10 protein-coding genes are annotated in these 14,387 nt (G+C 38.6%); 6 read left to right on the top strand and 4 right to left on the bottom strand.

Annotation, left to right across the window (positions count from 1 at the left end):
- Window positions 1-177 precede the first annotated feature (177 nt).
- From LT090_RS12260 to LT090_RS12235, 6 genes are all read left to right on the top strand, one after another.
- Entirely contained in the window at window positions 178-1,224 is a 1,047-nt protein-coding gene (locus tag LT090_RS12260; protein ID WP_226996479.1) for a helix-turn-helix domain-containing protein, read from the top strand.
- 199 nt (window positions 1,225-1,423) lie between these two features.
- Window positions 1,424-2,494, top strand: coding sequence for an efflux RND transporter periplasmic adaptor subunit (locus LT090_RS12255; RefSeq protein ID WP_068545687.1), 1,071 nt, complete (start codon window positions 1,424-1,426; stop codon window positions 2,492-2,494).
- Window positions 2,491-5,613 (top strand): efflux RND transporter permease subunit, encoded by a 3,123-nt coding sequence (locus tag LT090_RS12250; protein ID WP_068545688.1) that lies wholly within the window; start codon window positions 2,491-2,493, stop codon window positions 5,611-5,613. Before LT090_RS12255 ends, LT090_RS12250 begins: the two co-directional genes overlap by 4 nt.
- Before the next feature lie 109 nt (window positions 5,614-5,722).
- A complete protein-coding gene (locus LT090_RS12245) occupies window positions 5,723-6,091 on the top strand; it encodes a hypothetical protein (protein ID WP_068545689.1) in 369 nt (122 codons plus the stop codon).
- A gap of 111 nt (window positions 6,092-6,202) precedes the next feature.
- The gene (locus LT090_RS12240) at window positions 6,203-8,287 is read left to right on the top strand and encodes a TonB-dependent receptor plug domain-containing protein (protein ID WP_068545690.1); all 2,085 of its coding nucleotides are present in this window, start codon (window positions 6,203-6,205) and stop codon (window positions 8,285-8,287) included.
- A 29-nt stretch (window positions 8,288-8,316) separates the two neighbouring features.
- On the top strand, window positions 8,317-9,174 hold the full coding sequence (locus LT090_RS12235; RefSeq protein WP_082897098.1) for a phytanoyl-CoA dioxygenase family protein: 858 nt from the start codon (window positions 8,317-8,319) through the stop codon (window positions 9,172-9,174).
- Window positions 9,175-9,402: 228 nt separating this feature from the next.
- On the opposite strand, the gene LT090_RS12230 is transcribed toward LT090_RS12235, so the two are convergent.
- The 4 genes from LT090_RS12230 to LT090_RS12215 form a co-directional block, all read right to left on the bottom strand.
- A complete protein-coding gene (locus tag LT090_RS12230) occupies window positions 9,403-10,419 on the bottom strand; it encodes a polysaccharide lyase family 7 protein (RefSeq protein ID WP_226996478.1) in 1,017 nt (338 codons plus the stop codon).
- A 111-nt stretch (window positions 10,420-10,530) separates the two neighbouring features.
- Window positions 10,531-12,120, bottom strand: coding sequence for a polysaccharide lyase family 7 protein (locus LT090_RS12225; protein ID WP_068545692.1), 1,590 nt, complete (start codon window positions 12,118-12,120; stop codon window positions 10,531-10,533).
- A gap of 339 nt (window positions 12,121-12,459) precedes the next feature.
- Window positions 12,460-13,191 (bottom strand): FadR/GntR family transcriptional regulator, encoded by a 732-nt coding sequence (locus LT090_RS12220; protein WP_068545693.1) that lies wholly within the window; start codon window positions 13,189-13,191, stop codon window positions 12,460-12,462.
- A 394-nt stretch (window positions 13,192-13,585) separates the two neighbouring features.
- The gene (locus LT090_RS12215; protein ID WP_068545694.1) at window positions 13,586-14,314 is read right to left on the bottom strand and encodes a FadR/GntR family transcriptional regulator; all 729 of its coding nucleotides are present in this window, start codon (window positions 14,312-14,314) and stop codon (window positions 13,586-13,588) included.
- Between the last annotated feature and the right edge of the window lie 73 nt (window positions 14,315-14,387).

Genomic DNA, 14,387 nt, shown 5'->3' with positions numbered 1-14,387 from the left:
TAGTCAGATTGTAGATTCAGCGTCGATTTAACTTTATAATCTTTTAACGCATTAAGAATCATTATATTTGGCCAAAGCATGGTTAACCTTTTACCGACAATTTTATATTCCTGCATGATGGGAATGACTGTATTTGCATTATTCGAGGCTTTCAATAGGCCAAATGTAAGGCAAAATATGTTCTTTAAAGGTTTGTTATTATTATTGTTGTTCCATTTGGCTGGCGAATTATTTATATATTCTGGTGCTTATGTTTATGCACCAGTTTTAGCAGGTACACAACTCCCATTTAGAGTGTTATTAGGGCCAGCGTTTTATTTTTATGCTCATGCAACAATGTCGCCTGACAAAGCGATCAGTAAATCGTTATTAGCACTTACTTTCTCAGGGCCTATTCTCGTTGTATTAGCAATGATGCCATTTATGTTGTTGATCAGTCCGGCTGAAAAGTTAGCCTTAGCAGATCCTACAACAAGAGATCCTGAACTTTGGAAAATTGCAGTGTATACCTGCCTGTTCGCGACCATTTTATTCATTTCGTTTACCGTGATATTTTTAGTGTTAGCATTAAAACTTCATAATCGACACTTACAACAATTAATGGAACGTTTTTCCGATATAGAGCAATGCGCTTTAGATTGGTTTAAACCAGTATTAATTATTTGGGGAGCAATATGGCTAATGTATGCCGCCGAGTTTGCTTTAGGGGCATTGGGTTGGCATTGGTTTGGCTCTGGAAAATTATTACCAATTTTTGAAGTGATTGCATTGGCCATATTTATTCAAAAAGCATTAGCTCAAAAAGTACTAAAGGAATCGGATAAAAGCGAACCTCAGACTAATGCGTTTAAACAAAGTCGAACGGCGATACTTAGCGATGAAAAGATGCAAGAAATAGCATTAAAACTCGAGACAGCGATGCAAACAGAGCAATTATTTTTACAAGATAGTTTATCTCTTAATAAACTATCTGAATCAATCTCGGAAACTGAAAATCATATTTCAGAAACACTGTCGCAGTTCTTACACACCAACTTTTTCCAATTTGTGAATGGTTTTCGTATTGAAGCGGCGAAACAAGCTTTACAAGAAACAAATGAGTTGGTTACCAATATTGCCCTAGATGTTGGCTTTAATTCGAAATCAACATTCAATACTGCGTTTAAAAAGATCGTTGGTCATAGTCCTTCCGTTTACCGTAATTTGCAGAATGAAAATAAGTAAAGACCCGCGTCTTAACATTAACTGATACGATTCTTTAAAATTAATTAAGTTAAACTTTGCACAATTTGATTTTATGGTGATACTTAAATTTATCTAAAAAATTTAACTACTTAGATAAACATTAAATGCAATTTACTTTGACAACAATTATTCTTAACACAATAGTTTTTTTTAAATAAAAATTACAAGGCAGAGCCTGATGTCACGAATCTTCACATTTATTCTTTTATTGGTTGGCAATACCGTTGTTTACGCGGAAAATAACGCTGTTGTTGATGTAGTTTATCCACAATTTAGTCAATCCAATAAAGTTCTTTCGCTATCAGGGACGGTCGAAGCGAAACAAAATTCGCGTTTAGCACCTTTGCAATCGGGGGTAGTCGCAAGTTTATTGGTAGATGCTGGGGATGTTGTTAACAAGGGACAAAAGCTTATTGTACTTGATGATAAGTTAGCTCGTATTAATGTTGACCAAGCTCGCGCGGCTGTGCAAGCGACTCAAGCCACAATGAAAGAAGCACAACGTTTACTAGATGAAGTCGTCGAACTATCGGACAAAAACGTTATTGAAAAAACCTTAGTCGGTGAGCGTCAATCAGTTCTTGCTATCGCTAAAGCTCGCTTTGCCGGAGCAAAAGCAGAATTAGCTCATCGTCAAGAAGAGTTAGCAAGGCATAGTTTGTTCGCGCCGTTTAGTGGTGTCATTTCAAATCGAAATATTGACTTAGGTGAATGGGTTACACAGCAAACAACGGTGTTGACACTCGTTGGCGATCAGCAGTTACGAGTGAATGTGTCAGTGCCGCAAGAGTACTATGGAGCTATTTCCGCAGCTAAATCAAAATCGAAAGATATTGATGTGTTAGTAATACCTGATTTTAGCCATATCAAACCAATTAAAGCCAAGGTTAGCCGTGTTGTTGCTGTTGCCGACAATACCAGCCGGGCATTGACCGCTTGGGTAGATATTGAAGCAAATGCAGGCTTAGTTGTTGGCATGTCAACGAAAGTGCAACTTACCTTACCATCGAGTTCAACTGACGTAGTTTGGTTACCTAAGTCAGCCATTAAATATCACCCTGATGGTGGTCGCAGTATTTTTATTGTTGATAATGGGGTTGCTAAAAATGTTGTTATTTCTGTGGTAGAACTACAGGGCGATAACGTAGCAGTTACTGGGATTTCGACAGAATTTCCGGTGATAGTGAGCGGTGTCCCTGTACTAACAGTGGGCAGTAAAGTGACGATAAACCAAGGTAAAAATTCATGATAGCGCAAGCTGTTCATAAAGGCATATTAGTTGCTGTTGTCGTTTTAATTAGTACTATTTTAGGCTTGGTCGCCGCTTTATCAATTCCTGTACAAATGATCCCTGATCTCGAAGTACGCACAATACGTGTTCAAACCGGCTGGCCGGGAGCAACCCCGCAAGATGTTGAAAAAGAAATTCTCATTGAACAAGAACGTTATTTACGCGGCCTGTCGCAATTAAAGCGGATGACCTCTTATGCAGGAATGGGATCGGCACGTATCGAGTTAGAATTTCCCTTTGGCGTTGATGAGAACGATGCTTTAATTCGTGTCAATAATGCCTTAAGTCAAGTGCCTTCATACCCAGAAAATGTAGACCAGCCGAGACTATATGCTAGTTCATTTTCTGGTAATGCGTTTATGCATTTTTCATTAAAGCCACAGGCCGGTAATCCACTAAATATCGATGTTGATATGCTGCGTGATTTTGCAGAGGACTTTATCCGTCCTAGGATGGAAAGCGTTGAAGGGGTCTCTGAAGTAAGCGTTCATGGCGGTGCACAGCGTCAAATACAAATCAAAGTAGATGCGAACAAATTAGCGCAACGCGATATTAGCTTGGTAGAGCTAAGAAATGCCATTCGATTGCGTAATAAAGATACCTCTGCTGGTGATATCGAAAGTGGAAAAAGTCGTTATTTGTTGCGAGTTATTGGACGTTTCGAAGAGCTATCTGAATTACAACAGTTGATCATTAGCCGTAAAAATGGCGCTAATATCCACTTAAAAGATGTCGCAGATATAGAGCTTGATCATTTTGAGATTCGCAGCATGTCGTTTAAAGATGGCGAACGAACGCTAAGATTGTCGGTTCGTCGTGAAAGTGGCTCGAATGTTTTAGCAATTAAAACCGCAATGTTACCGATTATTGACGACATCAATCGCGACCTATTACAACAAAACGGCTTAGAACTTATTCTAACTAGTGATGATGTTAAATACGTAAAAAGTTCATTAGAAAACGTTTGGACCAACCTTGCTATTGGCGCCTTACTTGCCACCTTAGTAATGTTTTATTTCCTGCGTTCAGGTAAAGCGACACTTGTCGGAGTTTTAGGGATTCCTTTATGTACCATTGCGGCATTTTTAGCGCTAATGGCATTTGGCCGTACGATTAATGTTATCTCCTTAGCAGGCGTTGCTTTTGCTATCGGTATGACCGTTGATAACACTATCGTTGTATTAGAGTCGATAGTGCAGGCTAAGCGGCAAGGTGTAAGTAAAATTCAAGCAGCCATTAATGGCGTTACCGAAGTTTGGCCAGCGGTACTAGCTTCAACCGCAACAACTGTATTAGTTTTTGCCCCTATTTTGTTTGTACAACAAGAAGCCGGTCAGCTCTATTCTGATATTGCCATTGCGATTTCAGGAGCGATTATTGCGTCTATGCTCGTTGCTATTTTTGTGGTGCCAGTAGCATTGTCGCATCTAAGTAAAAAAGCCGATTTAAAACAGGGCAAACAATATGAGTTGTCACAAAAATGGTTAAGCCTTGCCAAGTATTTCACTCAAAGTGTCGTTAAGGCAAGGCTTTGCGCATTGAGTTTTATTGTTGTGATCTTAGGCGCTGCATATATGCTTATGCCAGCGGCTGAATACCTACCAGAAGGTGAAGAGCCAAAAGCCTTTTCTATGATGATTGCGCCACCAAATTATAACTTGTCGGAAATGGCTGTCATCGGTGAAGAACTAAGAGAATACTTTGATCAATACGTAATGGCGAGTGACGAAGCGTTTATTGCTGGTGAGACTGATATGCCGCCACTCGAGTATTATTCGATGTCGGTATCGGTAGGGCGCATTTGGTTTTTAAGTGCGCCTGTTGATCCTACTTATATTAATCAGATGATGGATGCTATCACCAAAAAGTTTAGAAGTTTTGAGAATATGAGGGCTTTTTCATCACGAGGTTCAATTATCTCAAGTAATAATGGGGGGACTAGAGCGGTTGCGGTCGATATAGCAGGCAACAATATCACTGAATTATATCAAGCAGCAGAAGCGGTTTATCAACAAGCGAGCGTTGTATTCGACCAGCCTCAAATTAATTCAGAGCCAAGATCATTAACGCTTGATCAACCATTAATTGAAATTAAGCCTCGCTGGCAACGTCTTGCTGAACTTGGCTTTAGCAATAATGATTTTGGTTATGCGGTTGCGGCAATGAGTGACGGTGCTTATGTCGATGAGTTCATTTTAAACGATGATAAAGTCGATATTTTTTTGTTCAGTGGCGCCGGCAACGAGCAGAACCTAACCCAGCTGGCAGATACGCCATTGGTGACGCCGCAAGGTAATGTGCTGCCACTTAATGCGTTAGCAGACCTAGTAGAAAGCCAAAATAGCAATTCAGTGCGACGTATAGACGGTAATCGTACAGTTACCGTTTATATTATTCCGCCAAGAAATGTCGCGTTAGAAATTGCAGAGGAAAAAATCAGAGAAGAGCTTCTTCCAACACTTTGGCAACAGGGTAAAATTGCTCAAGGCATAAAAGTGAGTATTAGTGGCGCTGCCGATCAACTTGAAGAAACTAAGGCGTCATTGTCGAGCAACTTTGTCATCGCTTTGGTTTTATGTTTCTTATTACTGGTCGCGATATTCAGTCATTGGCGTTACCCTCTATTTATCTTAGCCACTGTACCATTAGGAATGGCAGGGGGCTTACTTGGATTAGTAACCGTTAATGCGATTAACGCAGTACTAAACAGTATTGGCATTGCTGCTTTTCATTTGCCTTTTGACATGATCACTATGCTTGGATTTTTGATTTTACTTGGCACGGTGGTAAACAACCCGATCTTAATTGTTGATCAAACTAGACGCGGTATTATTGAGCAAGGCATGCAGGTTAAAGCTGCGGTAATGCAAGCATTAAATAAACGACTTAAGCCTATTTTAATGTCGACGGCGACTACCATTTTTGGTTTGGCACCATTAGTGCTTATTCCAGGAGAAGGTACAGAGTTATACCGAGGTGTTGGTATTATTGTACTCAGTGGTATTTTGGTTTCTACCTTATTAACGCTTACGTTTTTACCTGCATTGTTAGTTGCCACTTTAAAAGATAAGCAGTAGTAGCTTGATTTAATAAATGAGGTAAAAAATTCGTTATTTTTGCCTCTTTTGATTGTTGAGAAGTAAAAAAATCATTAATATACGGTGCATATGTTAATTAGAGGTTTCTATGCTTAGGGCTATTTCAAAAGTATTTGTATTGACCATAATGTTTGTTGCCTTTATTGGCCAAGCAATGGCTTTTAATACGGCTATTCCTTGTGATTCCGGTGATGAGCATTCAATCCTGTCTAAGGCTGAAATAAAAGCTGAAGTTAACACCGACTCTAATCTCGACGAACATGATGATTGCTGTGGTATAGAATGTTGCAGTTTAGATTGCAGCTGTATCGCAAATGCTTGTAATTCAGTTGTTTATTTTAGCGCTAGCATCACTATTCTTCATTCAGAAGTCACCTCTGAAACTTTAAACATCCATCAATTAATACAGCCTTGCTCTGTCTCTAATTCACTTTATCGGCCGCCAATTATTACTTAAAAACAATGGCGTTAATTCGCTGTCAATTATTCGTATCTTTTAGAACATTATTTAGCTTTACGGCTAAGTAGTGAACAGTAATTTGTAGACCCAAAGTATTTTAGGCAAAAAATGATTAAACAAAGTATTAAACTCACCCTTGCATCACTGCTAATCCCTGGTTCCTTATATGCAAGTGAAAATGAACACCTTCATACAGGCGAAGTTCAACAGCATCTTGAACAGCATAATGAACAAGAGCATGGCCATGAAGAAAGGGATGAAGAGGCTCATGAAGAAGGGCATGAAGACGAGCACGGCCATCATGATCATCATGACGAAGGTGGTATTGAAAGAATTCAAGTAAGAGCATCGCGATTAGGCCGCATAGTTACCGAATCAGCTACTCGTACTGAAATCATCAACGGTGAAGAAATCCAAGAAAAAGCAATAATGCGCCCTGGTAATATTTCAATGTTAGTGGCGGAAACCGGCGGTGTTAGAGTGCAAACAACATCACCGAGTTTAGGTAGCGCTAATATTAGATTACAGAGCCTCTATGGCCGATACACTCAACTCTTGAGCGATGGATTACCTTTATACGGCGGTCAAACCGCATCTATTGGTCTTTTACAAATTCCGCCGACAGATCTTGCCAATGTTGAAATCATTAAAGGTTCGGCATCATCACTGTATGGCGGCTCTGCGCTGGGTGGGGTAATTAATTTGATTTCTCGCACGCCAAGGGATGAATTCGAGGGAGAAGTATTGGTTAATGTGACTTCTAAAGATGGCCAAGACTTAACATCATATTTTGCAACGCCACTTAGCGATACTTTGAGTGCATCAATAACGGCTGGTCTTCATCATCAAAAAGAAGAAGACTTAGACGATGATGGTTGGATTGATATGGCTGGTTATGAGCGCGGTAGTGTTCGTCCTCGTTTTTATTGGCAAAATGACGACGGCGCCAATCTATACCTTACCCTTGGCATAATGTCGGAACAAAGAAATGGTGGTACCAAAGGTAACGCTACACTACCCGATGGCAGCCAATTTGTGCAAGCCCAAGACACATTGAGAACGGATATTGGCTTTATCTATGACCAAGCGCTTGGCGATGTACTGAATATCAATGTTCGAGGCTCAGCGATGAATCAAGAACACGAACATCAATACGGCGCTATTTTCGAAGACGATAACCATGAAAGTTATTTAATCGAATCAAGCTTGTCGGGTTATTCTGAGCAAACTGCGTGGTTGATTGGTGTCGCTCTGCAATCAGATCAGTTTTATTCAGATACTTATCCTGAGTTTGATTACGATTATCAAGTCCCTGGTATATTTTCTCAAATAGATTACGAAGTAAATGAAGACGTGTCACTGTCATTTAGTGCCAGAGCAGATGACCATAGCGAGTATGGCACGCAAGTAAGTCCACGCATATCAATGTTGTACAGCCCAAGCAGCTGGATTTTCCGTGGAGCATACGGGCAAGGCTACTATGCGCCAACGCCATTTATTGAAGACATAGATGAAGTGGGTTTATCTCGCCTTGCACCGCTTGATAACTTAGAGGAAGAGCGTGCATCGACCGCCTCGATAGATATTAGCTATATGTGGGATAGTGTCGAGAGCAGCGTAACGTTTTTCAATTCAGAAATTGACAATGTTACAGAGCTTGTGGAAATAGGTGGCGTGGTTGATCCAACGCAACAGCAAGTTCAAATAGTCAATGCCGATGGTACAAGTAAAATTAAAGGTGCCGAGTTATTACTTCGTTATCGCTGGCAAGATATTAAGTTTACAGGAAGTTATTTATATACAGATGCAACTAAAGAAAATAATAGTGGTTTTGGCCTAGAACCATTAACTCTAACACCAGAGCACTCCGCAGGGCTTGTGGTGATGAAAGAAGAGCACGGCAGTTATGTAATAGGTTTTGAGGCATATTACACTGGTACACAGCACCTTGAGAATAATCCATATCGGGATCGTAGTGAACCTTATTGGCATTTGGGCTTATTAGGGCAAATTACTGTCGGCAAAGTTAGTTACTTCGTCAATGCTGAAAATTTGCTAAATATCAGACAAACTAAAGAAGATTCTCTGCTATTACCTGAGCAAGCCGCGAGTGGACGCTGGACCACAGATATTTGGTCACGAAATGATGGTTTTACTGTTAATGCCGGTGTGCGTTTTCAGTTAGGTGATTAGCATTAATAGACATAGGATCTTAATCGTTGATGGATAATAGTATTAATCAATTAAGCCTTAACCAATTAAGCCTTAACCAATTAAGCCTTAACCAATTAAGCCTTAACCAATTAAGTCTTAGTCAATTAAACCTTAGCTATGCTCAACAAGGTTATTTTGTGTTTCGTAATTTTTTTAGCGCTGCAGAAATAGCAGCGCTAAAAATCGTTGTATTAAAATTCCACCATTTATGGAAACAAGATAATCTCGAGTTTTATCAACAAGAGGCGTTCAACTCATCGTTGATTACTGGCAGTCAGTATTTAGACAACGATGAACGGGTGACGCTTTTTAACTTTATCAGTTCAGAAAAGATGATGAAGACTATTGAATCACTGATACCCGATAAACCCGCTTTCATGAATACCCAATTATTTTTTAATCCGGTAAACCCAATGCAAAAAAATTTTTGGCATCGAGATTGCCAATATGATTTTGATGTCGAAGATCAAAAACAAGTGATCACCAACTCACAAGTTTTGCATCTGAGGGTGCCGCTATTTGACGAACTAGGCATTGAACTTATTCCTGGTACCCATAAACGATGGGATAATGAGGAAGAGTTTGCGGTGCGCCAAGAAGTCAATGGAAAATTGAGTTCAGATGAGATTAGTGGTGGTGAAAAAATTAAACTTGCGGCAGGGGATTTATTGTTGTTTTCTGCGGATATGATCCATCGGGGGTTATACGGTTTGGACCGATTAGCCTTAGATATTTTGGTATTCGACTCGTCGGCAAATTATGTCGATTACGTCGATGATGACTGTCTTCCGGATGACGTGATGTTAAAAAATATTGTTAACCCAAAACTGTATTTGAATAGTCTCTCCCTTAAAAGCAGTCGCTAAAGCAGGCACTAAAAACAAGTGTTAAACAATGGTGACGAAAATAAAAAGGCGAACTACTGAATATACTCCAATAGTTCGCCTTTTGCTTTGTACTTTTAACTTAACTTTTAACTTAACTTTTAACTTAACTTTTAACTTAACTTTTAACTTAACTTTTAACTTAACTTTTAACTTAACTTTTAACTTAACTATTTACTTTGTTTTTGCTTTAGCAGTTAGGTTGAACCACTACTTTTTAATGCTCTTTAATTCTAACTTCGAAAAGCTAACTTGGGTGTAGTCACCATTCTTTTTATCCGTTTCCCAGTCACCTGTGCCAGGACAAGCGGTGTACCAGTAATGTTCTGAATTTTTAGTACTACATTGGTTATATGCACCGGCTTTAAAATAGAACCAATCTTGACTATAACCTTGAGGGTGATCTAATTCATCGACGTTTCCATTTGGATCTACATTGTTCGATAAATCGACTTTGTACATAACACTGTCACGACCATTTGCGACGAATTTTACATACATCATGTTTTCGTGAACTAATATCGCATAACTAAAGTATTCACCTAAAGCGATACCAGCTTCACCTGGATCTTCTAGGTTGTCCCATGTGTTACCCCATACAGGGAAGGCAATATCTGTGCGGTTTGGATCATCCTTTGGCAAATTACGCTCATAAGTCCAAAACACTGAGCCTTTGTCATGGTTAGGAAGTTTTTTGTAGTAAATTTTAATTGGCTCGTTACCCCAACCAAATCCCTTACCATTATTTACGATACCTTGGTCTTTACCGGCATGAATCTGACCTACAACGACTGAAAATGCTGGTTTTTTATCTGGATGGCCGGCATTTACCGCTACATGGTCAACTTTCAATACTGCAGTTAATTGTCCACCAATTGAAGCAAATTTTTTAGCACGCTTATTGGCTTTGATAGCAAAGTTATTGTCTCGGCTGTGCGTACCGACACTGGTATTGGTGCCACGTAGCATTTGCCTTAACTCACTACGTGTATTCGATGAACCTGATGTGGTTTGTGCTTTGTTTGGAGCGACAAACACTATATTGTCATTACTTTCGTCTAAATAAAAATAGTCATCATGTTGAAAGGTCTGGATTTTTGAAACATCTACCTCATCAATTTTGCCATCATTATTTGCGTCCATTGGCAAAGTTATTTTCCAGTTTTTAAAATCGAACTTATCTGCAGGTACTGCTGCCAAAGCTGTTGAAGATATAATTATGCTCAACGTGGAAATTGCTATAGAGCTACCTAGGGAAAACTTATGTCGCATATTTACCTCTGTTTTTATCTTTTATTTCTTGTTTTTATCTTTCTAAAAAAAGTCTTGTGGTGACTTTCAGTGTTCGTTAAAACTGTACCCTGAGTGACTATTTTTTAACTCATAGAATGTTGCTTGAGTCATTTCGTCCGGTTGTGCGCTATTGTTACCATTATAGACACCAGCTTTAAAGTACATGTATTGACCACCTTGATCATAACCACTGTCTTTCATATCAACGGTTCTAGTGATGTCTGGCTTATTATCTCGTTTAAGTACAACCGTTAATAGATTGCCGTCAGTTTCTATTTGGTAACTGAACTTTTCGTCTAAAGCGATACCATCGGCAGGATCGCTTGCATCGTTATCGCGACTGCCCACTAACTCATAATAGTCGTCACTCTCGCCAATTGGTTCGTGAGCGAAATAAACTGAACCTTTGGTGTTTCCAGGCAATTTACGATAGTACAAACGAATAGGTTCATCATCATTTGCATGGATTTGACCGATAACAACTCGACCTATCTGATAGGCTTCGCCAGTAGTGGTAACACTATTTACGGCTAAGGTTGCCGTCATTTTACCATCAATGCCACCGGCACTATTTAAATCGCTACTTGGTGCGCTCGAGAATACCCAGTTGTTTAAGTTAACACCTTGAGTTTTGATTGACTTGTCGCCACGTCTTAACATCTCTCTTAATTCAACACGAACATACTTAGTGTTGTTTGATGTTTTGTAACCGGTAGGTGGGCATCTAAATACTAAACCATTATCATCAGACACAAAGAAAAACTCATCGCTATAGCCATTGCTTAACTCTGTTTCAGCAATTGAATCTGAACGGCCATTACCATCGGTATCAGTCGGCACGCTTAAATACCAATCGTTTAATTCAATGCCTAATTCATTGGTTTTTAATTTCGGAGTGGGTTCAGGCTCTGGCTCTGGTTCCACAGTTAAATCTTCAGCGGCAAAGATCTCAACAGTCAATGTGTGTTTAGTTTCATCAATTGATGAAATGACAAAAACGTCAGTTAATTTGTCTGGATAAGTTAAGTTGGCAAGTTCGCTAACAGCGTTTATTTGATATGACCAAACACCGCCTTCACTGATGTTAAATACGCCATATAACCCTTGTTTATTGGCTTGCGGGATTATAGCGTTTTCGTTGCTATCGGCATCTGAAACAGAGATTGAATACTGTACTGCTGCAGTGGTATTTTTTTCGATCACAAGAAAATCTATGTTGTCACCCGAAGTAAAAGTTGCAGCATCATTCTCGCCAGCAATGTTAATCGTGACAGAAGCTGACGTATCTTCGACTGATGTGACGGTAATTTTTTCTACTAATTCTTCATTTAACTGTAGGCTTTGAACGGTAGCGTTCTGTGGGTTAAGTAGATATGACCATTCGCCACTTTTACTCAAGCTAAAAGAACCGTACTTTGTTGATACATCTTGTTGTTCTTCAAAGCCTGACTCGTGTCTTTTATCATTGAGCAACAACTGACCGGTGACAATTTCCGTTGTATCTTCAGTGATTGATTTAACTAACTCGCCTGATATTCCCTTTAATGAACCATCATCACTTGAGCTGCTAGAAGAGCCTGAGCCACAGCCTACCAATGCGCTAACAATAAAAACGATGCTTAATACTTTTTTCATTAACTTGCCCAAAAAATAAGACTGATATTTTTGTGATAAATAGACCGTAACTGGTCATTTATCAAAACAGAAATTCATGTCGAAATATAATAATTTAGTTCCCCAAAATCTTACCTTAATTTATAGCAATTACACCCTATTGGTCAACACTTTAATTATTTATTGGTAATAACTTTTGGTAGGATTGTAAGGCTAAGTATAAATTAAATGTATTTTGCTAACTAAAGGTGACAAAAATTCAATATATATGATTGAAAATACTGATAAAAAATAGGAATGGTTAATATTGTTTAGGGCCATGTAATGAATGCTAAAGGGCAATTGATTTGTCTTACAACGTTATTCAATTAAATGATTCAGAGAGTATAAGTCCCGTGTTTTTGAGGTTTTTCGTTTTAAATCTTCAAGAGCTTTCTTTTCATTAGCCTCAAATAAAGAGTTAATTAAACGATTGAAATGTTCGTGCATATATTTTCGAGCCGCATTACTGTCACCCGCTTTCAATGCTTTGTAAATAACCGTATGTTCGTCTAATCGCTGTTTGTCACTTTGACTACAAACATTTTTGTATGCTGATCTTATGTTGTCATGGGTCTCTCTCATTCGCCATAAATCTTCTATGGTTTTTTTTAGAGCGTTATTACGAGTAGCGGTAGATATTATAGTGTGGAATTCTTTGTCGGCAACCTCAGGGTTTGGGCCCTCGCTCATCTTTACCAGGGTATCTTTAAGTTGCTCTAGTTCGTCTTCAGTAATAGTTGCTGCTGCTAACGCTGCTGCTTCTCCTTCAATCAGAGCTCGAGTTTGAGTTAACTCGAAAGGACTGATTTTCAAAGTGCTATCGTCATCATTAATTTTCGCTAGAACATAAACGCCAGAACTGGTTTTTACTTCAACTTTTTCACGAACTTCTAAAGCTATGATTGCTTCTCTAATGGTAGGTCTACTTACATTAAATGTTTCTGCTAGAACTCTTTCTGGAGGTAAACGACCGCCGACAGGGTAAGCTCCTGAATCAATTAGCGTTTCAATTTTTTCAACTATTTGCCAAAATAAACGACGATTTTTCATTCGAAATATCCTTAAAGAAATCAAATACTTTAATATTTTTGTTAGTTTTGGTGTCAGCCAATTTACTAAAAATAACTCATCAATCATTCTATAGTAATTATTCAGCTCCTGTCAAATTGGTAAGTGCATTTTTATTGGGTAAGTAAGTTTTTGGTAATACATGAAGATTATTATTGGTTATAAATGTGTGTATTATCCCGAAATGGGGCTATAGAACTCGATATAGTCGGGTGTTAACAAGCTCCATAGCATTGCTATGTTTGGTTCAGGACATAAAAAAGCCTATTTAAAATAGGCTTTAGTTTTGGATTGGTTTCTGTTTTAGTTTCAGCTTTAGTTTTAAAGTGTTTTTAGAACATAGTTTAACAGCTTTACTGTGCAACTTCTGAAAACGCTATGCCTGCATTTTTATAGAGTACATATCACGTTTTTGGCTGCTTTCTTTTTTGATCATTTCCAATGCTCTTGCTTCTTCCGCATCGAATAGCGTGTTAATTAGACGATGATAATGTTCATGCATTGCTGTTCTTGAAAGACTCGCATTGCGAGATTTTAGTGCATTATAAATGGCTCTATGTTCTGCTAATGTTTTAGCATTATCTGAACTACAAACGCTGTGGTAATCTTGAATTACTTGAGTTGACGAAGTTCTTAAGTCCCACAAGTTAGTCATTATATGTTTGAGTGCTTCATTGTGAGTAGAGTTTGCAATTATTCTATGGAACGCTTGATCGGCAGCTTCCATATCTTTGCCATCTTCCATATCAATGAGAGTTTGATGTAATTCTTCTAGTTCTTCTTCGGTAATTGATGTTGCAGATAAAGCGGCAATTTCACCTTCAATTAATGCGCGTGCTTGAGTCACTTCAAATGCATTTATTTTTTCATCTGTATTTAAAGAATCTTTGGTAGGAAGAACATAAATCCCAGAACTTGTTTTAACATCCACTCGACCTCTAACTTCTAAAGCGATTACTGCTTCACGGATAGTAGGGCGACTTACATTGAATCGTTCCGCTAATTCTCGTTCTGGAGGTAATCTGCTACCGACAGGAAAATCTCCAGAATTAATCGAAGCTTCAATTAATTCAACAATGCTCCAAAATAATCTTCTACCTGCCATTTTTACCTCGCCAACTGTTCCATTTTTTTACGAATTTATAATATAAATTATTATCAAGGGAAATGATTGCATA

It is taken from the genome of Thalassotalea crassostreae (genome assembly GCF_001831495.1).
Taxonomy (GTDB): domain Bacteria; phylum Pseudomonadota; class Gammaproteobacteria; order Enterobacterales; family Alteromonadaceae; genus Thalassotalea_A; species Thalassotalea_A crassostreae.
This window is presented reverse-complemented; position numbering and strand designations above follow the sequence as displayed.

Excerpts from the sequence above, each read along its gene's own strand:
- LT090_RS12245 (WP_068545689.1), top strand. The coding sequence starts at position 5,723 with ATGCTTAGGGCTATTTCAAAAGTATTTGTATTGACCATAATGTTTGTT.
- LT090_RS12225 (WP_068545692.1), bottom strand. The coding sequence starts at position 12,120 with ATGAAAAAAGTATTAAGCATCGTTTTTATTGTTAGCGCATTGGTAGGC.
- LT090_RS12240 (WP_068545690.1), top strand. The coding sequence starts at position 6,203 with ATGATTAAACAAAGTATTAAACTCACCCTTGCATCACTGCTAATCCCT.
- LT090_RS12255 (WP_068545687.1), top strand. The coding sequence starts at position 1,424 with ATGTCACGAATCTTCACATTTATTCTTTTATTGGTTGGCAATACCGTT.
- LT090_RS12235 (WP_082897098.1), top strand. The coding sequence starts at position 8,317 with ATGGATAATAGTATTAATCAATTAAGCCTTAACCAATTAAGCCTTAAC.
- LT090_RS12215 (WP_068545694.1), bottom strand. The coding sequence starts at position 14,314 with ATGGCAGGTAGAAGATTATTTTGGAGCATTGTTGAATTAATTGAAGCT.
- LT090_RS12220 (WP_068545693.1), bottom strand. The coding sequence starts at position 13,191 with ATGAAAAATCGTCGTTTATTTTGGCAAATAGTTGAAAAAATTGAAACG.
- LT090_RS12250 (WP_068545688.1), top strand. The coding sequence starts at position 2,491 with ATGATAGCGCAAGCTGTTCATAAAGGCATATTAGTTGCTGTTGTCGTT.
- LT090_RS12260 (WP_226996479.1), top strand. The coding sequence starts at position 178 with ATGTTCTTTAAAGGTTTGTTATTATTATTGTTGTTCCATTTGGCTGGC.